This is a genomic window from Ensifer sp. NM-2 (genome assembly GCF_003024455.1).
Classification (GTDB): Bacteria; Pseudomonadota; Alphaproteobacteria; order Rhizobiales; family Rhizobiaceae; genus Ensifer; species Ensifer canadensis.
Window position 1 is genome coordinate 488,920 of record NZ_PVZR01000001.1, and the last position, 24,083, is coordinate 513,002.

The window sequence follows — 24,083 nt, forward strand, 5'->3', positions numbered from 1 at the left end:
CGGCTACAACCGGCGTGGGGACGCGGGCTGCAGCCGAAGCTCTTGGGAGGGAGCGACATGACGCCGGACATGACCATCATCATCGCAGACGACCACCCGCTCTTTCGCGGCGCCATGCGGCAGGCATTGAGCGGCATGGCCGGCGCGCCTGCCATCGTCGAAGCCGGCGACTTCGCTGCCGCGCGCAAGGCCGCCGCCGATTGTCCCGACGCAGACCTGATGCTGCTCGACCTCACCATGCCCGGCGTCAGCGGCCTGTCGGGCCTGATCGCCCTTCGCGCCGAATTTCCAAGCCTGCCGGTCATGGTGGTTTCCGCACATGACGACCCGGCGACGATCCACCGGGCGCTCGATCTCGGCGCCTCCGGCTTCCTGTCGAAATCGGCGGGGATCGAGGAAATCCGCGATGGCATCGAGAAAGTCATGGCCGGCGAAGTCTTCGTGCCGGCCGGCTACGAGCAGGGGCAGGAATACGAGCCGGAGGTCGCCGATCTCCTGCAGCGGCTGCAAACCTTGACGCCGCAGCAATCGCGCGTTCTGAGCATGCTCGGCGAGGGCCTGCTCAACAAACAGATCGCCTATGAGCTCGGGGTTTCCGAGGCGACCATCAAGGCGCATGTCTCGGCGATCCTGTTGAAGCTCAACGTCGACAGCCGCACGCAGGCCGTCATCCAGCTTTCGAAGATCGGTACTGTGGCGGCGGCCTAGAGCATCCCGCGCAAAAGTGGGCACCCGGTTTTGCGATCGCGACATGCGACGGAACCAGCGCTTTGAGTTCGAAAAGCGTTCCTAAAAGAACGCAGCGCGCTTTATGCGCGACACCGCATTAGCGACTATTCCGCAGCCGTCTTTGCCGCCGTCGAGAGCTGGGTCAGCCATGCCCGCATGGCGGCTGGCCGCACCGGCTTGTTCTGCAGGCCGACGCCGTCGCGCTCCGCCGCGCCGCGCACTTCCGGCGACCGGTCGGCGGTGACGAGCAAAGCCGGTATGTTGTCGCCGAACAGCGCCCGGATGCGCGCGATCGCCTCGATGCCGGTGCCGTCGTCGAGATGGTAGTCGGCGATGATGGCGTGCGGACGCTCCTGCGTGGACGTCGACATCTCGGTGCAGGCGTTAAGCGATTCCGCCGTCGTGACGACGCAGCCCCAGCCCGATAGCAGCACCCGCATGCCTTCGATGATGCGCGGCTCGTTGTCGATGCAGAGCACGCGCAGGCCGTTGAGCGCCTCGCTGGCCTTGGTCGTCGGCACGGGCGGGACGGCGACCCGTTCTCCCGCCGTTGGATCGAGCGGCACCGTGACCTTGAAACCGGTGCCCTTGCCGGGCTTGGACTGCAGGCTGACGGGATGGTTAAGCACCCGCGAAATCCGGTCGACGATCGAAAGCCCGAGGCCGAGCCCGGATGCGGTGCGGGCGCCCTCGTCGAGGCGCGCAAACTCCTTGAAGACGGTGCGGAACTTCGATGACGGGATGCCGATGCCGGAATCCAGCACTTCGATCGTCGCCATCTTGCCGCGCCGGCGCACGCCGACGAGCACCTTGCCTCGGAGCGTGTATTTGACGGCGTTCGAGACCAGGTTCTGCACGACGCGCCGGAGCAGGTTCGGATCCGTGCGCACCACCAGCGACGTCGGCATCACCACCAGCTCGAGGTCTTTCGCCCGTGCCATCGGCGCGAAATCCGTCTCGACCCGGCGCAAGAGGTCGTTGAGCGGGACCGACTGCAGGCGCGCCTTCATCGCGCCGGTGTCCAAGCGGGATATGTCAAGAACGGCACCAAGAATGGCTTCTACCGATTCCAGCGAGGAATCGATGTTTTCCACCAGCGTGCTGTTGTCCGATTCCCCGAGGCGTTCGACCAGCGAGGAGGAGTAGAGCCGGGCGGCGTTGAGCGGCTGCAGGATGTCGTGGCCGGCGGCGGCAAAGAAGCGCGTCTTGCCGATATTGGCCTCTTCGGCGGCGGCGCGAGCCTCGGCGAGTTCGTGGTTCACCCGGGTCAGTTCGCCGGTGCGCTCGGCCACCCGAAGCTCGAGCGTCTCGTTTGCCTGCTTCAGCGCCATGTCGGCGGCGACCCGCTGGGTGATGTCGGTGTAGGTCGTGACGATACCCTTGTCGGGCATTGCGTTGGTGCGCACTTCAATGATCTGCTGGCCGTTTCCAAGCTCCATCAGGAATGGCTTGTCGAGCGTCAGGAAGTTGGCGATCAGCCGCTTCTCGTCCTCCTTGCGGATATCGCCCCGCTTGGTGAGGATCGCGACGATGTCGGCAAGCGGGAAACCCACCTGGCCGGCGGCTTCCGGCAGGTCGAGCAGCTGGCGGAAACGCCGGTTCCAGATGATCAAGTTGTTGGCGTTGTCGAAGACGGCGATGCCCTGGTCCATCTGCGAAAGCGCGGTCTGCAGCATGTCCTGATTGTACTGCAGCGCTTCGCTTGCCTGGTCCAGCAGCCAGGCCGTATCCGACGAGGTGTCGTCGACCCGTTGCAACACCAGCGAAAACACGAGGCGGGCCGAGGACGAGCCGATGGCGCTGCCGAGCAGCTGCTCGGAAAAATGCACCAGCGCCATGTCGGCGGGCGCATTGTCGTCGAGCCAGCGGCCGGACTGGCGCTCATAGGTATGGAACGAACGCTGCATGCGCTCGTCGCCCATATAGCGGGCGATCGTCGCCTTGAGGTCGCGGACGGTGATCTTGGTCTTTCGGCCGCGAAACGCCCTCTCGCTGCGCGAGCGCCGGGTGATGAAGACCCCCGCCTGAAAACGTTCGAGCGGCTTGGGTGCCCGGGTCAGCGAGGCGAGCACGTACATGGTCAGATTGACGAGCAGGCTGAGCGCGGTGGCGTTGACCAGAGGATCGGCGTCAGTGCCGGAAAAGACCTCGGTGAAGGGTAGCAGGAAACTGAGGACCGTCGTTGCGACATGCGAATTATCCGGTCCGCCGAGGCTCGGCAGGAACAGGAGATAGGCCCAGACGAAGAAGCCCGAGACCATGCCGCAGATGGCGCCGCGGGCATTGGCCTGACGCCAGACCAGGCCGCCGAGCAGAGAAGGTGCCATCTGCGAAATGGCAACGAAGGAGAGAAGCCCGAGCGAGGCGAGGCCGGCGCTGATATCGGCCGAACGGTAATAGGCATAGCCGAGCAAAAGCACGACGAAGATCGCCGTGCGGCGAATATTGAGCAGTGTGCCCGCGAGATTTTCCTGCAGCCCGCCGCGCTGGCCGAGATTGCGGCGCAGGAAGACTGGCATGACGATGTCGTTGGAAATCATGATCGACAGCGCCACGGAGGCAACGATGACCATGGCCGTCGCTGCCGAAAAACCGCCGATGAAGGTAATCAGCGTCAATAGCGGCAGGCCGTTGGCGAGCGGCAGCGTCAGCAGGTAGAGGTCGGCGTCGCCGGATCCCGAGAAGGTCAGGATGCCGGCAATGGCGATCGGCAGAACGAAAAGGTTGATGGCGACGAGGTAGAGCGGAAAGAGAATGCCGGCGGTGCGCAACTCGCCTTCGGTGCGGTTCTCGACGACAGTGACATGAAACTGCCGCGGCAGCATGATGATCGCAAAGGCCGAGGTGACGATCAGCAGGATCCAGCGCGCGATCGGCGTTTCGTAGGAGAGCGCCTTTTCGACCGCCGGGCTTTGCTGGGCGAGGGTCCACAGATGCGTCGGCCCGTCGAAAATCACGAATACGATGTAGAGGCCGGCGGTGATCAGCGCCACCAGCTTGACCACCGATTCCATCGCGATCGCGAGGATCAGGCCGTCCTGGTGTTCGGTTGCATCCGTATGGCGGGTGCCGAAGACGATGGCGAAGCAGGCGAGGAACAGGGTGACGAGGAGCGGCAGGTCGATGAAGCTTTGCCCGGCGCCGATGCCATAGTCGCTGGTGTTGATCATCGCCGCGACCGAGCTCGAGATCGCCTTCAGCTGCAGCGCAATATAGGGCACGGCGCCCACCAGCGAAATCAGCGCAACGATCGCCGCCACCGCCGGGTTCTTGCCATGGCGGGCGGCGATGAAGTCGGCGACCGATGTCAGCTTCTCGGTCTTGGCAAGCCGGATGATCTTGCGGATCAGCGGCATGCCAAGCGTGAACATCAGGATCGGGCCGATATAGATGCCGGTGAACTCGAGGCCACGCTCGGCCGCAAGGCCGATGCCGCCGAAATAGGTCCAGGACGTGCAATAGATCGCAAGGCTCAGCGCATAGACCAGCGGCCTGCCGTTGACCGCAGTGCTTTTTTTCCTGGCCCGCCGGTCGCCGTAGCTTGCGACTGCGAAAAGCAGCAGCAGATAGGCGAAGGCCGAGGCGAAGATGACCGAACCCGAGAGCATGCCTCATTCCTCCGGGGGCAAGCATAGGCCAACTGCAAGAGGTTGAGAATTGCCTCGGCATCAGTCTTAAGTTCAAGGCGGCGTTGAAGAAAGCGCGCGGCCCGCCGGTGTCGTCAGCGGGCGATCGCAATCGGGCAACTCGCTTGCATACGATTTGATCAAAGGCAAAGAATGGTTTCCCCCCTGCCCGCTTTGGTTTAGTTTCCGTAAACGGTTGCAGCGCGGGACAGCGCCAGCGGTCGCTTTCAACGGGGATAATACGGAGAGACGTATGCTGAATGAGTTCAAAGAGTTTGTTGCCCGCGGGAACGTGATGGATCTCGCGGTGGGTGTGATCATCGGCGCCGCTTTCAGCAAGATCGTCACGTCGATCGTCGAAGACCTGGTGATGCCCGTTGTCGGTGCGCTCACCGGTGGCGGTTTCGACTTCTCCAACTACTTCCTGCCGCTCTCGGCCAACGTGACGGCGACGTCTCTTGCCGCTGCCCGTGAACAGGGCGCCGTCTTCGCCTATGGCAACTTCATCACTGTCCTCATCAACTTTCTGATCCTCGCTTGGATCATCTTCCTGATGATCAAAGCGGTAAACCGCGTGCGTGCATCGGTCGAAAAGCAGAAGGAATCCGAGCCGGCCGCTCCGCCGCCGGAAGATGTCCGGCTGCTTTCGGAAATCCGCGATCTCTTGAAGCAGCGCGCCTGAGTTTCCTCTTCCCGCGGGCTCCGGCGTCGTCGACCGAAGCCCGCGAAACATCACAGAAATCAATAAACCGGTCAGATAAAGTCGCGTGATCGCCGCTGCGAAAGCGGCTAGAAGCGACGGGCGATCCGGAGCGGGATCAGGAAAAGTGTGGGCGGTTTTCCGCCCGCATCCCGCTCTAACTCATGAAAATCGATCACGTTTTTGATTTGGGTCGAGCCAACCCGACCAAATCAAAAACGTGATCCAGGAGCCCGTCGATGACCATCATCACCACCCTCAGTCCCCGTGCACTCTCGGCGCCGGAAAGCGGCATCGTCGAGGTCGTGAACTATGCCCGTGGGCGCGACGGTCTGATCCCGCTCTGGGTCGGCGAAGGCGATCTTTCGACCCCGACCTTCATTTCCGAGGCCGCCAGCGAAGCGTTGCTCGCCGGAGAAACCTTCTACACCTGGCAGCGCGGCATCCCGCCACTGCGCGAAGCGCTGTCGCGCTATTACCAGCGCCGGTTCCAGAAGACCCTGTCACCGGAGCATTTCTATGTCACCGGCTCCGGCATGCAGGCAATCAAGCTTTCGATCGAGGCGATCACCTCGCCGGGCGACGAGATGGTGCTTTTGACCCCGGCTTGGCCGAATTTTGCCGCGGCTGCCGAGCTGTCGGGCGTCAAGCCCGTCTCCGTTGAGCTCCGCTTCGAAAACGGCACGTGGCAGCTCGATCACGAGCGGCTCGAAGCGGCAATCGGTCCGAAGACCAAGGCTCTCTTCATCAACACGCCGTCCAACCCGACCGGCTGGACCGCCAGCCATGACGATCTTCGCGCCATTCTGGCGCTGGCGCGCAAGCACGGCCTCTGGATCGTCGCCGACGAGATCTATGCGCTTTATCACTACGCAGGCGGCCGGGCGCCTTCTTTCCTTGATGTGATGGACGACGACGAGCGCATCATCTTCGTCAACTCCTTCTCCAAGAACTGGTCGATGACCGGTTGGCGCGTCGGCTGGATCGTCGCCCCGCCGGCAATCGGCCAGGTGCTTGAAAACCTGGTGCAATATGCAACCTCAGGCGTGGCGCAGTTCATGCAGCGCGGCGCCGTCGTGGCGTTGGAAGAGGGCGATGCTTTCGTCGACGCCAACATTGCCAAGGCCGCACAGAGCCGTGACCTCTTGTGCGACGCGCTGATCGCCACCAATCGGGTCGAAACGCTGAAGCCGGACGGTGCGATCTATACGTTCCTCAAGATCGACGGCGTCACGGATTCGCGCGCTGCGGCGATCGACATCGTCGACAAGACAGGCGTTGGCCTTGCGCCGGGAACCGCATTCGGCGATGGCGGCTCCTTGTTCATGCGCGCCTGCTTCCTGCGTGATCCGGCGCAGGTCGCGGAAGCGGCACACCGCCTGCAAAATTACATTCTCGGTCGGTAACGGTCGCCATCGCTTAGGTCGGCGTGCGCTCCTGCATAATTCCTTAAATCAGGATAGATTTAAGGCAAAAATTATGCAGCAAGTTTAGAATGTTACAGCGTCCTTAGCGCGTCAGATTTGACGCGCGGCGCTGTAAGTGCCCCGCCGACCTTTCGGCGTGACTATTTCTTAACTCTACACCAAGGAATTGTGGTCCCGCGGCCGCGCAGACGTGCGGCCCTTACCTATTCCGAAAGCATCTGTGGGTTTTGCTGTCTCCTATGTTCCAGGGAACGGGAAGCAGTAAATGGCTGTGTTGGTAACGGGCGGTGCCGGCTATATCGGCAGCCACATGACGTGGGCGTTGCTCGACGCCCACGAGGATGTGGTCGTGCTCGATCGACTGTCGACCGGTTTCCGCTGGGCCGTGCCATCAGAGGCGCGTTTCTACCGTGGCGATGTCGGCGACAAGGTATTGCTGGCACGCATCTTCGACGAGAACAGCATCGATGCGGTCGTGCATTTCGCCGGTTCGGCGATCGTTCCTGAATCGGTTGCCAACCCGCTTGCCTATTACGAAAACAACACCGGCAACACGCGTACGCTGATAGAGGCCGGCGTGAAAGCGGGGATCGGCGGTTTCGTTTTCTCGTCGACGGCGGCCGTCTATGGCAGCCAGGACGGCGCGGAACCCGTGCGCGAGACGACAGCCCTCCACCCCGAAAGCCCCTATGGGCTATCGAAGCTGATGGCCGAATTGATCCTGCGGGATGCCGCTGCAGCCCACGATTTCAGCTATGTGGCGCTGCGCTATTTCAACGTCGCCGGCGCCGATCCCCTGGGTAGGACAGGTCAGTCGACGACCGGCGCAACCCATCTGATCAAGGTCGCCTGTGAAGCCGCGCTCGGCAAGCGGCCGAAGGTCGATATCTACGGCACGGATTATTCCACGCCCGACGGCACCGGCATCCGCGATTACATCCACGTGGCCGACCTCGTCGAAGCCCACATGCGTGCGCTTGCCTATCTCAGGGCCGGTGGCGAGCCGTTGATCAGCAATTGCGGCTACGGCGAGGGTTTTTCGGTGTTGCAGGTCATCGACACCATCAGGCGCATCTCTGGCCGTGACATTGCGGTTAAGCATGGGCCGCGGCGACCGGGCGATATCGCTCGCATCGTTGCCGATCCCGCGCTCGCACGGCTGAAGCTTGGATGGGTGCCGGCCCATGCAAGTCTTGACCAGATCGTAGAGAGCGCCTTCGCCTGGGAAGAGCATCTTTCACGCAAGAACAGCTACGACCTGCCACGCCCGCAGATGCGATTGGTCTGAGGCCCTCGATCAGGGCGTTTGATCGTCGCTCGTTTCGCCCAGTATCTTTTGTTCATGCGCGATCGCGTGGTTGATCAGCCGTGCCCAGATCTCCTCGTAGAAATCCGGGTCCAGGTTCTGGCTCTCGGCATTCTTGCGGGCATTCTCGCGCACTTCCATGACCCGCGCCGGGATATCGGCCTTCAGCTTCAGCGGCCGCTTGATCTCTGCGGCGCGGTCGATATAGCCCCAGCGCTCGGCGAAAAGCGCCATCAGCGCCTGATCGAGCCGATCGATCTCGGCGCGCACATCGGCCATATCAGTGCATTCGGCTGGGGTCTTTTGCATCTGTCTCGTCCGGTTGCGGCAGGGATGCCTTGCGCCCGCAGGGGCACGCGGCGCTCTTGCGGCGCACTGCTAACAAACGGCGGGGGATCTGAGAAGAGGCAACAGGGTCGCACGGTCCCAGTGTCAGCGGAACGGTGATCACGAGGTGACACCGGGACCGTAATCACCAGGTGCCACCGGGTTGGTGGTCACCTCAGCAGGCGATCGCTTGGCGAGGGAGGAGGGTGCGGTCCTGTCTCCGTCCGCGGCGATCGCCTGCTGACGTGTTGGGAAAAGCTAACCCGCCAAGCTTGAGCGAGGCTTTATGCCCTGTCACCGAACCATCATGATCAGGTGCCGATCATCAGCTTGATTATCAGGCCGACGACGGTGACGGTCACCACGCCCGCACACCAGAGGCCGACAAACCACAGAAGCTTGCGACCGGTTCCCGTTTCGCTTTTCAATGGTAGCCCTCCTCCGGGTCGATCTTGCCGCGGAAGACCCAATAGGCGTAGCCGGTATAGGCAAGGATGATCGGCACCAGCACCAGCGCGCCGGCAAGCAGGAACGACAGGCTGGCGTCAGGTGCCGCCGCATCCCAGATCGTCAGCGATGGCGGCACGATATAGGGAAAGAAGCTGATGCCGATGCCGGCATAGCCGAGCACGAACAGCCCCAGCGCGGCAAGGAACGGCCGGGTGTCATGACGGGTCCTGATGCCGGTTATCAGAAGATAGAGGCAACCGAGCACCAGCAGTGGCACGATGATGCTGAAGATTGCCGTCGGCCAGCCGAACCAGCGCTGCAGATAGAGCGGTTCGAGGAAGGGCGTCCACAGGCTGACGATGCCCATGGCGGCGATTGTGCCGAACGAGCATTTGAGGGCAAGGCTGCGAGCCCGCTCCGCCAGATCCCCATGGGTCTTCATGACAAGCCAGGTGGCGCCGAGCAGTGCATAGCCGACGACGACGGCGATGCCGGTCATGATCGAGAATGGCGTCAACCAGTCCCACCAGCCGCCGGTATAGGCCCGGTTCTCAACCGGAATGCCCTGAACCAGCGCCCCCAGCGTGATGCCTTGGGCAAATGCGGCGAGCATCGAGCCGCCGGCAAAGGCCCAGTTCCAGAGATACTCGGCCCGCTTGGTGCGCCAGCGATATTCGAAGGCAACGCCACGGAAGATAAGGCCGATGACCATGGCGATGATGGGCGCGTAAAGTGCCGGCAGGATGGTGGCGTAGGCGAGCGGGAACACCGCCATCAGGCCGCCACCGCCCAGCACGAGCCAGGTCTCGTTGCCGTCCCAGACGGGTGCGACCGAGTTCATCATCACGTCGCGATCATGCTTTTGCGGAAAGAACGGGAAAAGGATGCCGACACCGAGGTCGAACCCGTCGAGGATGACATAGGCGAGCACCGCAAAGGCGATGATGCCGGCCCAAATCAGCGGCAGATCAATGTCCATGATGACCTCCATGGGGGTTGGCGAGGGCGGCACCGGCCGTGCGGATCGGCCCCTCGTCGAGATCCGGCGTCGGATCACGCGGCAGCCGCGCCATCAGCCGCAGGATGTAGAAAGTGCCTGCGCCGAAAACGAAGAAGTAGACGATGATGAAGGCCAGCAGCGAAGCGCCGACGGCAGGGGCCGCAATCGGTGCGACCGAGTCTGCCGTCAGCAGATGGCCGTAGACCGTATAGGGCTGGCGGCCGACCTCCGTGGTGATCCAACCGGCAAGCACGGCGACGAAGCCGGCCGGGCCCATGAGGACTGCTGCACGGTGTAGCCAGGCATTGCTGTCAAGCGTGCCGCGATACCGACACCACAGGCTCCACAGCCCGATACCGAGCATGGCGAAGCCGAGGCCGACCATGACGCGGAACGACCAGAAGATGATACCAACAGGCGGATGCAGTTCGTCGGGAATGGTGTCGAGGCCGGCAAGCGGCGCATTGAGATCGTGCTTGAGGATGAGGCTCGACAGCTTCGGCACGTCGATGGCGTAGTCGACGCGCTTTTCGGCGGAATTGGGAATGCCGAAGAGGATGAGCGGCGCGCCGTCCGGGTGGCTCTGGTAGTGGCCTTCCATCGCCATCACCTTGGCCGGTTGATGTTCCAGCGTGTTGAGGCCGTGCATGTCGCCGGCAAAGATCTGGATCGGCGCAACGATCGCCGCCATCCACATCGCCATCGAGAACATCTTTCGCGCCCGGCGCGGCGCCGTCTTGCGGATGAGGTGCCAGGCGCCGCAGGCGCCGACGACGAAGGCGGTCGTCAGATAGGCGGCAAGCACCATGTGCACCAGGCGATAGGGAAAGGACGGGTTGAAGACGATAGCCCACCAATCGACCGGCACAAACTGGCCGACCGCATTGATCTCGAAGCCCCTCGGCGTCTGCATCCACGAATTTGCCGAAAGGATCCAGGTGGCCGAGATCAGCGTGCCGATCGCGACCATGGCAGTCGCCAGAAAATGCAGTTTCGGGCCGACGCGGTTGAGGCCGAAGAGCATGACGCCCAGGAACCCCGCCTCGAGGAAGAAGGCGGTCAACACCTCGTAGCCCATCAGCGGCCCGATGATCGGCCCTGCCTTGTCGGAAAAGACGCTCCAGTTGGTGCCGAACTGGTAGGACATGACGATGCCGGAGACGACGCCCATGCCGAAGGCGACGGCAAAGATCGTCTTCCAGAAATTGAAGAGCTCGAGATAGACCTCGTCCTTCTTCCACAGCCACAACGCTTCGAGCACCGCAAGGTAGCTCGCAAGCCCGATCGAAAAGGCGGGGAAGATGATGTGGAACGAGACGGTGAAGGCGAACTGGATGCGGGCAAGTATCGTCGCATCGAAATTTTCAAACACGGCACAATCCTTTCAGACGTGCAGCGCCGCGTGTCCATTTGGACGCGCAAGGCTCACTGCAGCTCTCTGGTCTGCTGCGCACTTTCGGCCTCGGATCGTTTCCGACCTAAGGCGTTACGCGGTGCCTTTCGGGCCGGGCCAATCCTGTGGTTGCACCCGAATTTCAGCATGTGATTGAATCTGAGCCAAAATTGCCAAAGGTCAATGATGGGCCGGCCGCCACGTTGTCACACTGCGGCAATGTCGCGCTTGCGGCAAAAGGGAGCGGGCGCGCCGGTCATCGATGGCACGAGCACATGGGGGCGCTTGGTGTTGTGTCGCCGTTTTCAGCGCGTCGGCAGATAGGCTTCCGCAAGCTCCGTCCAGAAGGCGGCGCCGACGGGCAGAAGATCGTCGTTGAAGTTGTAGGCGGGATGATGGAGCGGCTTCTCCTCGCCGCTCACTTTCGAGCCGAGGAAGAAGTAAGTCCCCGGCCGCTCCTGCAGCATGTAGGCGAAGTCCTCGCTGCCCATGAACGGGCGGGCGAGATCGATCACCTTGTCGGCACCGGCAAAGCGGACGGCAAGATCGCGGACAAAATCCGTCTCTGCCTTGTGGTTGATGGTCGCGTCGTAGCTGCGCAGATAGTCGACCGTTGCGCGCATGCCGAAGCTTGCGGCTTGCGCCTCTGCGATCATGCGGATACGGCGCTCCAGCTCGTCGCGCACGGCGGGGTCGAAGGACCGGATGCCGACGACGATCTCGGCGCGCTCCGGGATGATGTTGCTGGCGGAGCCGGCATGGAAGGCGCCGACGGTGACGACGGACGGATCCATCGGGTGAATGTTGCGCGAGACGATCGACTGCAGCGCCATGATGATCGAAGCGCCGCAGACGATCGGGTCGGCGGTGTCCTGCGGTTCGGCACCATGGCCGCCGCGTCCGTGCACGGTGATCCGCGCTTCGTCGACCGCCGCCATGATCGGCCCTTCGCGCAAAGCGAACTGCCCGAAGGGCAGGCCCGGTTCGTTGTGAAGCGCAAAGACCGCGTCGCAGGGGAATTTTTCAAACAGCCCTTCGTCCATCATGATCTTGGCGCCGCCGAAATTCTCCTCGGCCGGCTGGAAGATCAGGTGAATGGTGCCATCGAAATTGCGGCGTTCGGCAAGGGCGCGTGCCGCGCCGAGCAGCATCGTCGTGTGGCCGTCGTGGCCGCAGGCATGCATCAGCCCCGGTGTCTTGCTGGCGTAGCCGAGGCCGGTTTCCTCAAGGATCGGAAGCGCATCGATATCGGCGCGAATGCCGATCGAACGTAACCCGCTGCCATTGCGCAACGTCCCGACGACGCCGGTCTTGGCAAGCCCCGTCGTCACCTCGTAGCCGAGTTCGGCGAGGTGCCGGGCGATGAAGGCGGAGGTGCGCGTCTCCTCCAGGCCGAGTTCGGGGTGGGCATGCAGATCGTGCCGGATGGCGACGAGGTCCGGCATGGCGTTGTCGATGGAGGAGGAAAGCTTCATGTCATGCACCACGGGTTGGTATGCGATTCTCGAACGTGCGGAAGGCCACCACCAGAATGCCGGTGAGGCACATGTAGATGAGCGCGAGCAGCAGCAGCGGCTCGTAGGTCAGGAACGTTTCCTGGCGGACCTTCGAAATCACCGCGTAGACGTCAACGACGGTGATCGTCGCCACCAGCGGCGTTGATTTCAGCTGCAGCACTGCCTCGCCATTGAGCGTCGGCAGGGCACGGTGGATGGCGCGCGGCAGCCAGATGCGGCGGAACATCGTCCAACGGCTCATGCCATAGGCCTTGGCAGCTTCCAGTTCGCCGGCGGGAACGCCTGCAAAAGCGCCGCGCATCACTTCGCCCTCGTAGGCTGCGAAGGATATCGTCAGCGCCGCGACGCCATAGGGCCATGCTTCGCGCAGATACGGCCAGAGAAAGGATTGGCGGATGGCAGGAAACTGCGGGAACAGCGAGCCGAGCCCGTAATAGAGAAGCCAAAGCTGGAGGAGCAGCGGCGTGCCGCGAATGACGGTGCAGAACACCTTTGCCGGCAACTTGAAGAACCACGGGCCGGTCACCTGCGCCAGGCCGATCGGTACGGCGAGCAGGAAGCCGAGGATCGATGTGCTGAACAGCATCACCAGGCTGATGAGAATGCCCCAGCCGAGACGCGGCAGGTAGCGCGGCAACCAGTCCCAGCGCATGAAGACGGCGACGGTGACGACGAACGCGGCAAAGACCAGCATCATCACGATGCGATGCGGCTGGAAGAAACTGCGCGCGTTCGGCAGGTCCTCGGGCGTGAAGGCGATGGCGTGGGTGGTTTGATCCGTCATCGCTGCTCCGCGAAACCGCGCCTCGCATGTCGTTCCAGCATGCCGATGAAGATGTTGGAGATGAGCGTCAGCGCCAGATAGAGCGCGCCGGCCGCAAGGAAGAACAACAGATAGGCCTTGGTCGTGCCCGCCGCCTGGCGCGTGACGAGCGTCAGTTCGCTGAAGCCGACGACGGCCAGAAGCGCCGTGTCCTTGGTGGCGATCAGCCACAGATTGGAAAGGCCCGGGATGGCGTAGGGCAGCATGGCCGGCAAGGTGACACGCCGCAGCACCTTCAGGGGCGACATGCCATAGGCGCGGGCGGCTTCGATCTGCCCGGCCGGAACCGCCTTGATCGCGCCGCGAAGCACCTCGGTCGAATAGGCGCCCTGAACCACGCCGATGACGAAGATGCCGGCCATCAGGCCGCTGATGTCGACCGGGCCGATGCCGAACAGCGCCAGCAACTGGTTCAACAGATCGGTGCCGGCGTAGTAGAGCAGAAGGATGAGCACCAGCTCGGGCACGGCCCTGACGACCGTGGTGTAGCATTCGAGCAGGTCACGCAGGATCGGACCGCCATAGAGTTTGCCGAAGGCGCCGCCGACGCCGAGCGCCATGCCGAGCGCAAAACCGCCGACGGCGATCTGGATCGAGTTGAAGAAACCCTGCAGCAGCACGCCGCCCCAACCGGGTGCGGACAGTGCGAGCAGGCTCCAGTTGACGATAGAATCCGATGCCATGCGTCTTCGACCTCCGAAGGCACCGGCCGGCAGCCCGAGGGCTGCCGGCCGGTTGCGCCTTATTTGCCGTAGATGTCGAAGTCGAAGTACGTCTTCGAGAACGTGTCGTAGGTGCCGTTGTCGCGGATCGCCTTGATCGCGGTGTTGAGCTTGTCCTTGAGTTCGGTCTCGCCCTTGCGCAGGCCGACGCCGACGCCCGGGCCGATCACGGCCACGTCCTCGGCCACATCACCCTTGTAGTCGCAGCACTCCTTGCCCTGGTCCGTCGCAAGGAAGGCCTTGAGCGCGATCGCGTCCGCCTGGACCGCGTCCACGCGTCCGGCGGCCAGATCGTTGTTGGCCTCGTCCTGCGTCTGGTATTCCTTGACCTCGATGCCGGCCGAGGCGAAATGCTTGGCGGCATAGGCCTGGTGCACGGTCGAGACCTGGACACCGATCGTCTTGCCAGCAAGGCCTTCAGGCGTCGGCTTGAAGTCGACGCCCTTGGTGCCGATGACGCCGGTCGGTGTGTTGTAGTACTTGTCGGAGAAGTCGATCGTCTTCAGCCGCTCGTCGGTGATCGACATCGAACTCATGATCATGTCGATCTTCTTCGAGGTCAGCGCCGGGATGATGCCGTCCCAGGCGACGGGGGTCAGCACGCATTCGAGCTTCGCCTCGGCACAGACGGCCTTCATGAACTCGACTTCCCAGCCTTCCCAGTTGCCGTTCGCATCCGGCGCAGTGAAGGGCGGGTAAGGCTCGGCGGCGACGCCGACCTTCAATGCTTCCGCCGAAGCGGCGATGCCGCCACTGACGGCGATGGCGGCCGCAACCGCCAGGACTTTCAATGTCTTCTTCATGCTGTTCCCCTTTTTTGGTTGTTGAGCATTGTTGAATTCAGTGAATGGAGCTGATGAACTTCTTGAGCCTTTCGGATCTGGGCGCGCCGAAGATGGCCTCAGGCGAGCCCTGTTCCTCGATGACGCCGTTGTGCAGAAAGATGATGTGATTGGCGACGTCGCGCGCGAACTTCATCTCGTGGGTGACGAGGATCATCGTGCGCTTCTCGCGAGCGAGATCGCCGATCACCGAGAGCACTTCGCCGACCAGTTCAGGATCGAGCGCCGAGGTCGGTTCGTCGAAGAGCATGACCAGCGGCTGGATGGCGAGCGCGCGGGCGATGGCGGCACGCTGCTGCTGACCGCCCGACAGGAAAGCCGGATAGGCATCGCGTTTTTCATAGAGCCCGACGCGCTTGAGCAGCCATTCGGCGGTGGCGATCACCTCGGCCTTCGGTTTGCCGAGCACATGGATCGGCGCCTCGATGACGTTTTCGAGGATTGTCATGTGTTGCCAGAGATTGAAGCTCTGGAAGACCATGCCGAGCTGGCTGCGGATGCGCTGGACCTGTTTTCGGTCTTCCGGGACAAGTCCGCCGCGGCCGTCCGGTTTCATCCGGATCTTTTCGCCGTGTACGCTGACAGTGCCGGCGGACGGCAGTTCCAGCATGTTGATACAGCGCAGGAAGGTGGACTTGCCGGAGCCGCTGCCGCCGATGATGGCGATGACGTCGCCCTGTTTCGCTGTGAGCGAAACTCCCTTCAGCACTTCCAATGGCCCGAAACGCTTGTGCAGGTCAGTGACCGCGATTGCCTGGGCCGCATCCGTCATCGACGCGCCGATCCAATGGCTCTGCGAGCTTTCCGTGAAGGCATGAAACAGTTCCCCTGTCGTCTTTCCGTGCAGCATCTTTGGCTTGTCACGGTCTTTGTTGGCAGGCATGGTTGCACTTGTGCCGCTATTGTTCAAGCGTATAATAACACGTATCGTCGTTTTTTTATCGCCCGCCGCGTGCCCGATTTTCCCTGAAGGAGCTCCCATGCATCCGTTCCGCTCGAAGGATTTGACGAACCCGTTCGCCGACCCCCGTGCGCGGATGATGGCACGGATGACGGCATGAATCGTCGCGCGTTTCACCGGGCCCCTGAAGGAGAACGCCGCCAGGAGCTGATCGAAGCGACGCTCGATTGCATCGCCGAATTCGGCCTGAAGGGTGCGACAGTGCGCCAGATCGCTATCCGCGCCGGGGTGACGGCTGGGCTGGTCCGGCACTATTTCGAATCGAAGGACCAGATGGTCGCCGAGGCCTACCGTGCGGTGATCGCGTCGCTGACCGACAAGGCCGCCCATGTCGAAGGCGACCCGGAAACGCGGCTGAGGGACTTCATCGCCATCAACCTGACCGAGCCGGTCGCCGACAGCCGCAGCATCTCGCTCTGGGCGGCTTTCATCAGCCAGGTCCGCGTCGACCCGATCCTCGCCGAAATCCACCGGGACGGCTACCTGACCTTTCGCAACACGCTGCAGGACCTGCTTGCCGATTTCTTGGCGGTGAAGAACAAACCGGCCGACGCGGAAACCTGCCGCGCCTACGCGATCGCGATCAACGGCCTCGTCGACGGCCTGTGGATCGAAGGGTGCCTGGCGGGAGATCTGTTTCGGGAAGGCGAACTGGTCGCCATCGCCATGGCCTCGGTCGAGGCGCTGCTCGGCACCTCGATTGGCAGTGACAAACAATGAAAACGGGAGAAAACACCATGCGCTATGCATCGATCACCGAACGCCTCGCCGACCTCGGTTCGGGAAAATGGTCGCTGCACATCCGTGCGCGGCAACTGAAGGCGAGTGGTGCCGATATCATCGAGCTGACGATCGGCGAGCCGGACGTGCCGCCGGACCGCGCTCTGCTCGATGAATGCCAGCGTGCCATGAATGCCGGTCGCTATCGTTATTCCAACGGCCGCGGCGAGCATGCGGTCGTGGCGGCGCTCGTCGAGAAGTACCGCCGTCGCCGCGCCGATGTCACCACCGAAAACGTCATGTGCTTCCCGGGCACGCAGACGGCGCTCTTCGGCGTCATGCTGGGCCTGGTCGAGGCCGGCGATGCCGTTCTCGTCGGCGATCCGCTCTACGCCACCTATGAGGGCGTCATCCAGTCGACGGGCGCCCATCACGTGCTGGTGCCGCTGAAGCCGGAGTTTGGTTTTCACATGCAGGCCGCCGATATCGAGAAGGCGATCACGCCGGAATGCCGGGTGCTGCTGCTCAACACGCCGCACAATCCGACCGGGGCCGTACTGACCGCGGCTGAAATCGCCGAGATCGGCGAGGTCGCGCGCCGCCACGATCTCTGGATCGTCTGCGACGAGGTCTACGAGGAATTGGTGTTCGACGCCGTGTTTGCCTCTCCGTTCGACAATCCGGATCTGGCCGAGCGCACTATCGTCGTGTCGTCGATCTCCAAGTCGCATGCAGCGCCAGGCTTCCGCAGCGGCTGGGCCGTCGGGCCGGAGGAGTTTACCAATAGGCTTCTGCCGGTGTCGGAAACCATGCTGTTCGGCGTGCAGCCGTTCATTGCCGATATGACGGCTTACGCGCTGACGCATGACATCGATACGGCGCGGCGGATGCGCGAGACCTACAAGTCTCGCTCGCGCCGCATCGTCGAGGGCCTCGCCAATGCGCCAGGCATCCTGGTCTTGCCACCGGAGGCTGGCATGTTCACGCTGATCGACGTGTCGGCCACCGGCATGACCGGCGAAGCCTTCGCCTGGGCGCTTTTGGAGGAAGAGGGGGTCGCGGTGATGCCGGGATCCTCCTTCGGTGACGAGGCGCAGAACTTTCTGCGCGTCAGCCTGACCGTGCCCGACAAGGACATCGACGAGGCTTGCCGTCGCATCACCGTGCTTGCCGAGCGCGCCACACTGCGTCAGGAGCGCCGCGCATGACCACGAAAACAGTAGGCGAAGCCCTGGTCGATCTGCTCGAGGCCAATGGCGTCGAGATGGTGTTCGGTATTCCGGGCGTTCATACGGTCGAGCTCTATCGCGGCCTGGCGGCATCGAAGATCCGCCACGTCACCCCCCGTCACGAGCAGGGCGCCGGCTTCATGGCCGATGGCTATGCCCGCGTCAGCGGCAAGCCGGGCGTCGCCCTTGTCATCACCGGACCGGGCTTGACCAACACCATCACCGCCATGGCGCAGGCCCGGCAGGATTCGATCCCGATGCTGGTAATTTCAGGCGTCAATCGTCGCGATTCGCTTGGGCACGGTCGCGGGCTGCTGCATGAGCTTCCCGACCAGCACGGCATGATCAAGACGCTGGCGCTCTATTCGCACACCTTGCTCAATCCCGACGACCTGCCTTTTGTCGTCGACCGGGCTTTCTCTGTGCTGCTGTCCGGCCGGCCAGGGCCGGTGCATATCGAGATCCCGACCGACGTCATGACGGCACGGATCGAGCCGAAGACGATCCGCTCGGCCGCCGCGACCCGTCCGCGCTCCGACAGCGAGACGCTACAACGCGCCGCGATCCTCTGCGCCGACGCGACCCGCCCGGTGATCATCTGCGGCGGCGGCGCTCTGACTGCCGAGGCGGAGGTCAGGGCACTTGCCGAGCAGATCGGCGCGCCCGTCGTCACGACGGTGAATGCGCGCGGCATGCTGGCCGGCAGCCCGCTGCGCGTTCCGGCAAGCCCCAGCCTCAAGGCGGTGCGATCGCTGCTCAAGGAGGCTGATCTCGTGCTGGCGCTTGGCACTGAGATGGGCCAGACCGACTACGACATGTATGCCGATGGCGGGTTCCCGGTGCTGCGCAACCTGATCCGTACCGACATCGATGCAGCACAGCTGGCCCGCGGTCCGCATGCCGCACTTTCGATCCTCTCCGGCGCCAAGACGGCGACGGCGAGCATTCTGGCTTTCCTGCCGGGACATGCGCCGAAGGATGGAGCGGCCCGCGCCGAGGTAGCGCGTAAGGCGGCGCTGAAGGAGCTGACGGCGAAGATGCGGGCCGAGATTGCCGTGATCGATGCGGTCTACAAGGCGCTGCCGGACTGCACCATCGTCGGTGACTCCACTCAGGCCGTCTACGCCGGCAACCTTTATTGCGACGCGCCGCGCCAGCGCAGCTGGTTCAACTCGGCGACGGGGTACGGGGCATTGGGCTACGCGCCGCCGGCAGCCGTCGGTGCTGCCGTGGCCGACCCGTCGCGGCCGGTCGTCTGCCTTGTCGGCGATGGTGGTTTCCAGTTTTCGCTTGCCGAGATTGGTTCTGCCGTCGATGTCCAAGCGCGGGTGATCTTCCTCGTCTGGAACAACGACGGCTATCAGGAGATCGAGTCCTACATGATCGATTCCGGTGTGACGCCGGAGGGTGTGAGGCCGTCTGCGCCGGACTTTATCCTCGCCGCCAAGGCCTATGGCATCGAGGCGGAAAGGCTGACGTCGGTCACTGACCTTTCGCGGGCACTTGCGGATGCCGGCGCGCGCAGCGGGCCGTCGCTGATCGAGATTCATCAGGTGAAAACCAGCGGCGCAACCGCGTAACCTGCAAATCATGTCACCGTTTGAGCGGCGCGAAATTTGACATTTCGCGCCCGCAATGGTGTTAAGAGCGCCTCGTGCTCGATTCCGGCCATGTTCTTCGGCTAGATTTGTTGCATTCCGGCTGAATTGAACTTTCAGGCGCCAAGCGCCGAGGAAGGGGCGGCGTCCCGAATGGACCCAGTGTGTGGTGGCAACAGAGGCAAGTTTGCCGGCCGGCTAATCGCCGTGCTGTGGCTCTTCTGTGCCTCGCTCGCCATGCAGCTGATCGTCGTCGGGCAGGGCTTCTCCTCGCGTCTTTCAGCCGAACAGCAGGCGGGCAATTTCTCCGCGCCTGACACCGTTCCTTCGGATCACCCCGCCGCGCGCCAGATTTCGCGCGCCACCCCGGTTTCGGATCTGCGCTTTACCGCCGAACGCAAGGATGGCAAATCCGCGACCGGCGACGGCGCGATGCCGATGCTGCTTGCGTCGGTCCAGTTTCTTGCTTTCGAGCCGTCCGGCGAAGACCTCGCTTTCGGCCGTACCCCCTTCGCCGATGGTTTGTCGAACCGCGGCCCGCAAATCCGTGCGCCTCCGCGCGCCTCTGGTGATTGCTGATATTCGGGCACGATGATCGCTGCGATCGTGTTCATGCCCTTGATGAAACAAAGTCCTGATCACGCGGCTTTCGCCCGTACAGGCTCTCTTGGAACCACAACATGCGTACATCCAAATGGGCGATTTTCGCCTATGTCGTCGTTATCATCTTCGGATGCATAGCAGCGCTGCCAAACGTTCTCTCGCCGGCACAACGCGAGCAATTCGGCGCCTGGCTGCCGGTGAAGCCCGTTACCCTCGGCCTCGACCTGAAGGGCGGCTCTCACCTCGTCCTCGAGGTCGACGCCGCCGGCCTGCGCAAGGCGCGGCTTGAAACCCTGCTCGACGATACGCGCAGGGCGCTTCGCGGCGAGCGCATTCCCGCCTCGTCGGCGCGCATCAGCGGCGATGCCGTCACCGTCAAGATCGACGATCCGGCCGACCTCGAAAAGGCGCTGCCGAAGCTCAAGGAGCTCGCAGCCCCTGTCGGCACGCTCGGTTTCGGTGGTTCGGCCTCGGATATCGAAGTCACCGAGAACGGTGGCAACATTAGCCTGGCAATGACCGAAGCCGGCCTCAACGACCGGATGACCAAGGCGGTCGAACAGAGCCTCGAGATCATTCGCCGGCGCGTCGACACGGTCGGCGTCGCCGAGCCGTTGATCCAGCGCGTCGGTTCCAACCGTATTCTCGTCCAGCTTCCGGGCCTGCAGGATCCGACCGGGCTCCGCCAACTCCTGGGCTCGACCGCCCAGATGAGCTTCCACATGCTGGATCAGACCGTCGACGTGACGCAGCCGGCGCCCCGTGGCGTCGACATCCTGCCCGGTGCCAACGACGGCAACAGATATCCGGTCGAAAGCCGCATCGCCATTTCAGGCGAGCGTCTGGCCGATTCCAAGGCCGGCTTCGACCAGCGCACCAATGAGCCGATTGTCTCGTTCACCTTCGATTCGCTCGGCGCCCGGCAGTTCGCCGAAATCACCCGTGACAATGTCGGCCGGCCCTTCGCCATCGTGCTTGACGGCAAAGTCCTGACCGCGCCCGTCATCCGCGAACCGATCATCGGCGGTAACGGTCAGATCAGCGGTAATTTCACCGCACAGGAAGCAACCGTTCTTTCGGCACTGCTGCGCTCGGGCGCACTGCCCGCACCGTTGACCGTGATCGAAGAGCGTTCCGTTGGCCCGAACCTCGGCAGCGATTCCATCCGCATGGGCATCTTCACCGGCCTTGCCGGTTTCGGCCTCGTGGTTGCCCTCATGGTCGTGCTCTACGGCGCATGGGGCATGATCGCTAACGTCGGCTTGGTACTGCACACCATTCTGACGATCGGCGTGCTCGCAATGCTCGGCTCGACCCTTACGCTTCCCGGCATCGCCGGTATCATCCTCGGCATCGGCATGGCGGTGGACGCCAACATTCTCATCAATGCCCGTATTCGAGAAGAAACCGAGGGCGGCGCCGGCGCCATGAAGGCGCTCGATATCGGCTTCAACAAAGCCTATGCGACGATCATCGACTCCAACGTCACCACGCTTTCGGGCACCGTGCTGCTGTTTGCGTTCGGCTCCGGACCGGTCAAGGGCTTTGCGGTGACCATGATGCTCGGCATCGTCATCTCGATGTTCACGTCGGTGACCGTCGTGCGCCTGATGATGCGTGAAGTCGTCATCCGCCGGAAGATGAAGAAGCTCGAGATCCCCTCGCTCTTCGGACGTGTTCCGCATCTGCCGTCCTTCTCCTTCATGAAGGGCCGTTTCGTTGCCATCGGCATGTCCGCCTTCCTGTCGATCAGCTCGGTCGTGTTGTTCTTCACGCCCGGCCTCAACTACGGCATCGACTTCGTCGGCGGTATCCAGGTGGAAGCGACATCCAAGCAGAAGCTCGATCTGCCGGCGCTGCGCCATGGTCTGGAGTCGCTCAACATCGGTGAAGTCGCCCTTCAGGAATTCGGCCAGGACAAGTCGGTCCTGATCCGCGTTCAGCGCCAGCCCGGCGGTGAGCAGGAGCAGACGGTTGCCCTGAACAAGATCAAGGATGCAGCCGTTCAGACCATTCCCGACGTGACCTTCGAGCGGACGGAAGTCGTCGGCCCGACGATCAGCACGGAACTCGCGCGTTCGGGCTTCCTTGCCGTCGGTCTCGCGATGGTGGCGATCCTGTTCTACATCTGGTTCCGCTTCGAATGGCACTTCGCCGTCGGCGCGATCGCGGTCCTGCTGCTCGACATCACCAAGACGATCGGCTTCTTCGCGCTCACCGGCATCGACTTCAACCTGACGGCCATCGCCGCACTGCTGACGATGATCGGTTACTCCGTCAACGACAAGGTCGTGGTCTACGACCGCATGCGCGAGAACCTGCGCAAGTACAAGTCGATGCCGTTCTCCGACCTCATCGACATGAGCATCAACCAGGTGATCGCGCGATGCATCTTCACCTCGATGGCCACGGCGCTGTCACTGGTGCCGATGGCAATCTGGGGCGGCGATGCCGTCAAGAGCTTCGCCTGGCCGATGATCTTCGGTGTTATCGTCGCGACGACGTCGTCGATCTACATCGGCGGCCCGATCCTGCTCTTCCTCAATCGTTGGTGGAAGGATCGCGAAGCGACCCGCACCGGCACCGGAACCACGCAGCCGGGCGCACCGGCCGCCTGATATCAGGGCTGAGGTTATAAAATGTGAAGGGGCGGTCCTATGGGCCGCCCCTTTTTTGTCAGAAAGTGCTGTCTTTATCGCCCCCGTACCTTGCAGGTTGATTCGTCGCTTCCTAGATAGCGAGGGTCTCCGGTTTCGGATCGGGAGAACGGATATTGCATCCGGGACCCCTAAAATTTGATGGGTTGAGAAATATTTTTCGCGTCATCATGTTTTTAATTGACGGAATTGGTAGATTATTCTAGTTTGCAGCTCTGTGACGCGGGCGAGTCCGCCTCACAGTTGTTCATGAACCGCTCCGGCATTGCGATGCCGGACCAAGCCAAAGGAGTGTGACATGTCCGAAACCGTCTCGACCGCCGCCTTCTTCGGCACGCGTTCCCATTGTCGTGCAACAGTGAAGAAACGTCTCATTCGCCTCTGCCGAATGTGATCCTCGAACTCTCGAAATTCATCCTTTGCCGAAATTGAAATGTCCGCGCCTCCGGGTGTGGAAGGAGCGTTATTTGCATGAGCAAGCAGGTTATCGAATATGGCGGCGAAGCCGTCGGGGTCGTCGTCCCGGACGACGGCCGGTTCAAGTTCCTGGCAGTCAAGTACCATGTCTGGGATCTGGACGCTCAGCGGTTCCGGTCGGCTGACGAAGCACGCGCGGCAATTCGCCATCTGCTCGCGCGTCAGGCAGTGCCTGCCGAACGCCATGGCGATGCGGCCGCAGCATAATGTCTGGGGCGGCCGCCCCCTTATTCCGAGTATAATCCCAGACCAAGCTTTGCATTGATTCTGTGCCACAATTGTGTGTTTGCCGCACGATTCTTGTGCTATGCCAAAACAAGATTGCGTTTGCGCGGATGATTCCCGTTCTCAAGGGAACCGTAGGGAAAGCTTGCCGGAATGCTGACGAAGAAGGGAAAGTACGGATTGAAGGCTCTTGTCGACCTCGCTCGACTGGAGCCGGGAGAGACGGCTTTCATTACCGAAATCGCCCAGCGCAACAATATCCCGAAAAAATTCCTGGATACGATCCTGCTCGAACTGCGCAACGCCGGCATGCTGCGTTCGAAGAAGGGGCCAGGCGGCGGCTATTCGCTGTCGCGCCCGGCGGCGGAAATCCGCATCGGCCATGTCATCCGGACGCTTGACGGTCCGCTTGCGCCGATCCGCTGCGCCAGCCGCACGGCTTACGAGGTCTGCGAGGACTGCAATGATCCCGAGACCTGTCAGGTCCGTGTGTCGATGACGACCGTGCGCGACGCGGTTGCCGCGATCCTGGACTCCATGACGCTCGAAGAGTTTGCGGCCGACAAGTCGATGCCGCTCGAAGCGCCGGAAGAACAGCGCGTCGGCTGACGAAACCGTCGTCTTTGTGGGATTTCCTGCCGAAACTCGATGGCTTTGGCTTGGTTTGCCAAGAAAAAGCGCCTATCTGCCTGCAATGGGTCTGAGAAACGCCGCTTCTAACCGGCGCAAACGTCTTCGCGGGAATGGAAAC

20 protein-coding genes are annotated in these 24,083 nt (G+C 62.6%); 11 read left to right on the forward strand and 9 right to left on the reverse strand.

All coding sequences use genetic code 11. The features are described 5' to 3' along the window. Positions 1 to 57 precede the first annotated feature (57 nt). Positions 58 to 708 carry a response regulator transcription factor gene (locus C6558_RS02460; protein WP_025425841.1) on the forward strand — a complete coding sequence of 217 codons (651 nt, stop codon included), beginning with the start codon at positions 58 to 60 and terminating at the stop codon, positions 706 to 708. A 125-nt stretch (positions 709 to 833) separates the two neighbouring features. Here C6558_RS02460 and C6558_RS02465 read toward each other — a convergent pair whose 3' ends face one another. Beyond that, positions 834 to 4,337 (reverse strand): PAS domain-containing hybrid sensor histidine kinase/response regulator, encoded by a 3,504-nt coding sequence (locus C6558_RS02465; RefSeq protein WP_025425842.1) that lies wholly within the window; start codon positions 4,335 to 4,337, stop codon positions 834 to 836. A 271-nt stretch (positions 4,338 to 4,608) separates the two neighbouring features. Between C6558_RS02465 and mscL the strand changes: the two genes are divergently transcribed. From mscL to galE, 3 genes are all read left to right on the forward strand, one after another. After that, entirely contained in the window at positions 4,609 to 5,037 is a 429-nt protein-coding gene (gene mscL, locus C6558_RS02470) for a large conductance mechanosensitive channel protein MscL (protein ID WP_025425843.1), read from the forward strand. A 257-nt stretch (positions 5,038 to 5,294) separates the two neighbouring features. Continuing rightward, positions 5,295 to 6,461, forward strand: a complete 1,167-nt coding sequence (locus C6558_RS02475; protein ID WP_025425844.1) for a pyridoxal phosphate-dependent aminotransferase — start codon at positions 5,295 to 5,297, stop codon at positions 6,459 to 6,461. A 286-nt stretch (positions 6,462 to 6,747) separates the two neighbouring features. After that, the gene (gene galE, locus C6558_RS02480; RefSeq protein ID WP_025425845.1) at positions 6,748 to 7,770 is read left to right on the forward strand and encodes a UDP-glucose 4-epimerase GalE; all 1,023 of its coding nucleotides are present in this window, start codon (positions 6,748 to 6,750) and stop codon (positions 7,768 to 7,770) included. Positions 7,771 to 7,779: 9 nt separating this feature from the next. Here the strand turns inward: galE and C6558_RS02485 are convergent, their stop codons facing one another. From C6558_RS02485 to C6558_RS02520, 8 genes are all read right to left on the reverse strand, one after another. Further along, positions 7,780 to 8,097, reverse strand: coding sequence for a chorismate mutase family protein (locus C6558_RS02485; RefSeq protein ID WP_025425846.1), 318 nt, complete (start codon positions 8,095 to 8,097; stop codon positions 7,780 to 7,782). A gap of 442 nt (positions 8,098 to 8,539) precedes the next feature. Beyond that, entirely contained in the window at positions 8,540 to 9,544 is a 1,005-nt protein-coding gene (gene cydB / locus C6558_RS02490) for a cytochrome d ubiquinol oxidase subunit II (RefSeq protein ID WP_025425848.1), read from the reverse strand. Continuing rightward, entirely contained in the window at positions 9,534 to 10,937 is a 1,404-nt protein-coding gene (locus C6558_RS02495) for a cytochrome ubiquinol oxidase subunit I (protein WP_025425849.1), read from the reverse strand. Before C6558_RS02495 ends, cydB begins: the two co-directional genes overlap by 11 nt. A gap of 326 nt (positions 10,938 to 11,263) precedes the next feature. Beyond that, positions 11,264 to 12,433, reverse strand: a complete 1,170-nt coding sequence (locus tag C6558_RS02500; protein WP_025425850.1) for a M20 aminoacylase family protein — start codon at positions 12,431 to 12,433, stop codon at positions 11,264 to 11,266. Position 12,434: 1 nt separating this feature from the next. After that, the gene (locus tag C6558_RS02505) at positions 12,435 to 13,259 is read right to left on the reverse strand and encodes an ABC transporter permease (protein ID WP_025425851.1); all 825 of its coding nucleotides are present in this window, start codon (positions 13,257 to 13,259) and stop codon (positions 12,435 to 12,437) included. Continuing rightward, positions 13,256 to 13,981, reverse strand: a complete 726-nt coding sequence (locus C6558_RS02510) for an ABC transporter permease (protein ID WP_025425852.1) — start codon at positions 13,979 to 13,981, stop codon at positions 13,256 to 13,258. Before C6558_RS02510 ends, C6558_RS02505 begins: the two co-directional genes overlap by 4 nt. A gap of 59 nt (positions 13,982 to 14,040) precedes the next feature. Further along, on the reverse strand, positions 14,041 to 14,823 hold the full coding sequence (locus C6558_RS02515) for a transporter substrate-binding domain-containing protein (protein ID WP_025425853.1): 783 nt from the start codon (positions 14,821 to 14,823) through the stop codon (positions 14,041 to 14,043). Between the two features lie 37 nt (positions 14,824 to 14,860). Next, positions 14,861 to 15,634, reverse strand: coding sequence for an ABC transporter ATP-binding protein (locus tag C6558_RS02520; protein ID WP_107026890.1), 774 nt, complete (start codon positions 15,632 to 15,634; stop codon positions 14,861 to 14,863). Positions 15,635 to 15,919: 285 nt separating this feature from the next. On the opposite strand from C6558_RS02520, the gene C6558_RS02525 reads away from it, so the two are divergent. The 7 genes from C6558_RS02525 (at position 15,920) to C6558_RS02555 (ending at position 23,941) form a co-directional block, all read left to right on the forward strand. Then, a complete protein-coding gene (locus tag C6558_RS02525) occupies positions 15,920 to 16,543 on the forward strand; it encodes a TetR family transcriptional regulator C-terminal domain-containing protein (protein WP_025425855.1) in 624 nt (207 codons plus the stop codon). Positions 16,544 to 16,560: 17 nt separating this feature from the next. After that, the gene (locus C6558_RS02530; RefSeq protein WP_025425856.1) at positions 16,561 to 17,751 is read left to right on the forward strand and encodes a pyridoxal phosphate-dependent aminotransferase; all 1,191 of its coding nucleotides are present in this window, start codon (positions 16,561 to 16,563) and stop codon (positions 17,749 to 17,751) included. Then, on the forward strand, positions 17,748 to 19,352 hold the full coding sequence (locus C6558_RS02535; protein WP_057212496.1) for a 5-guanidino-2-oxopentanoate decarboxylase: 1,605 nt from the start codon (positions 17,748 to 17,750) through the stop codon (positions 19,350 to 19,352). Before C6558_RS02530 ends, C6558_RS02535 begins: the two co-directional genes overlap by 4 nt. 171 nt (positions 19,353 to 19,523) lie before the next feature. Continuing rightward, positions 19,524 to 19,949 (forward strand): hypothetical protein, encoded by a 426-nt coding sequence (locus C6558_RS02540; protein WP_107026821.1) that lies wholly within the window; start codon positions 19,524 to 19,526, stop codon positions 19,947 to 19,949. A 101-nt stretch (positions 19,950 to 20,050) separates the two neighbouring features. Further along, on the forward strand, positions 20,051 to 22,591 hold the full coding sequence (gene secD / locus C6558_RS02545) for a protein translocase subunit SecD (protein WP_057204246.1): 2,541 nt from the start codon (positions 20,051 to 20,053) through the stop codon (positions 22,589 to 22,591). A 510-nt stretch (positions 22,592 to 23,101) separates the two neighbouring features. Beyond that, positions 23,102 to 23,314 carry a hypothetical protein gene (locus C6558_RS02550; protein ID WP_025425860.1) on the forward strand — a complete coding sequence of 71 codons (213 nt, stop codon included), beginning with the start codon at positions 23,102 to 23,104 and terminating at the stop codon, positions 23,312 to 23,314. Positions 23,315 to 23,485: 171 nt separating this feature from the next. Continuing rightward, complete coding sequence (locus tag C6558_RS02555; protein WP_025425861.1) at positions 23,486 to 23,941, forward strand: Rrf2 family transcriptional regulator; 456 nt, start codon at positions 23,486 to 23,488, stop codon at positions 23,939 to 23,941. The last annotated feature ends 142 nt before the right edge of the window (positions 23,942 to 24,083 follow it).

What these genes read in the sequence shown, in the direction of transcription:
- C6558_RS02475 (WP_025425844.1), top strand. Translation starts at nt 5,295, where the DNA reads ATGACCATCATCACCACCCTCAGTCCCCGTGCACTCTCGGCGCCGGAA.
- C6558_RS02535 (WP_057212496.1), top strand. Translation starts at nt 17,748, where the DNA reads ATGACCACGAAAACAGTAGGCGAAGCCCTGGTCGATCTGCTCGAGGCC.
- cydB (WP_025425848.1), bottom strand. Translation starts at nt 9,544, where the DNA reads ATGGACATTGATCTGCCGCTGATTTGGGCCGGCATCATCGCCTTTGCG.
- C6558_RS02520 (WP_107026890.1), bottom strand. Translation starts at nt 15,634, where the DNA reads ATGACGGATGCGGCCCAGGCAATCGCGGTCACTGACCTGCACAAGCGT.
- mscL (WP_025425843.1), top strand. Translation starts at nt 4,609, where the DNA reads ATGCTGAATGAGTTCAAAGAGTTTGTTGCCCGCGGGAACGTGATGGAT.
- C6558_RS02510 (WP_025425852.1), bottom strand. Translation starts at nt 13,981, where the DNA reads ATGGCATCGGATTCTATCGTCAACTGGAGCCTGCTCGCACTGTCCGCA.
- C6558_RS02515 (WP_025425853.1), bottom strand. Translation starts at nt 14,823, where the DNA reads ATGAAGAAGACATTGAAAGTCCTGGCGGTTGCGGCCGCCATCGCCGTC.
- C6558_RS02500 (WP_025425850.1), bottom strand. Translation starts at nt 12,433, where the DNA reads ATGAAGCTTTCCTCCTCCATCGACAACGCCATGCCGGACCTCGTCGCC.
- C6558_RS02485 (WP_025425846.1), bottom strand. Translation starts at nt 8,097, where the DNA reads ATGCAAAAGACCCCAGCCGAATGCACTGATATGGCCGATGTGCGCGCC.
- C6558_RS02465 (WP_025425842.1), bottom strand. Translation starts at nt 4,337, where the DNA reads ATGCTCTCGGGTTCGGTCATCTTCGCCTCGGCCTTCGCCTATCTGCTG.
- C6558_RS02460 (WP_025425841.1), top strand. Translation starts at nt 58, where the DNA reads ATGACGCCGGACATGACCATCATCATCGCAGACGACCACCCGCTCTTT.
- galE (WP_025425845.1), top strand. Translation starts at nt 6,748, where the DNA reads ATGGCTGTGTTGGTAACGGGCGGTGCCGGCTATATCGGCAGCCACATG.
- secD (WP_057204246.1), top strand. Translation starts at nt 20,051, where the DNA reads ATGCGTACATCCAAATGGGCGATTTTCGCCTATGTCGTCGTTATCATC.
- C6558_RS02505 (WP_025425851.1), bottom strand. Translation starts at nt 13,259, where the DNA reads ATGACGGATCAAACCACCCACGCCATCGCCTTCACGCCCGAGGACCTG.
- C6558_RS02530 (WP_025425856.1), top strand. Translation starts at nt 16,561, where the DNA reads ATGCGCTATGCATCGATCACCGAACGCCTCGCCGACCTCGGTTCGGGA.
- C6558_RS02550 (WP_025425860.1), top strand. Translation starts at nt 23,102, where the DNA reads ATGAGCAAGCAGGTTATCGAATATGGCGGCGAAGCCGTCGGGGTCGTC.
- C6558_RS02525 (WP_025425855.1), top strand. Translation starts at nt 15,920, where the DNA reads ATGAATCGTCGCGCGTTTCACCGGGCCCCTGAAGGAGAACGCCGCCAG.
- C6558_RS02540 (WP_107026821.1), top strand. Translation starts at nt 19,524, where the DNA reads ATGGACCCAGTGTGTGGTGGCAACAGAGGCAAGTTTGCCGGCCGGCTA.
- C6558_RS02555 (WP_025425861.1), top strand. Translation starts at nt 23,486, where the DNA reads ATGCTGACGAAGAAGGGAAAGTACGGATTGAAGGCTCTTGTCGACCTC.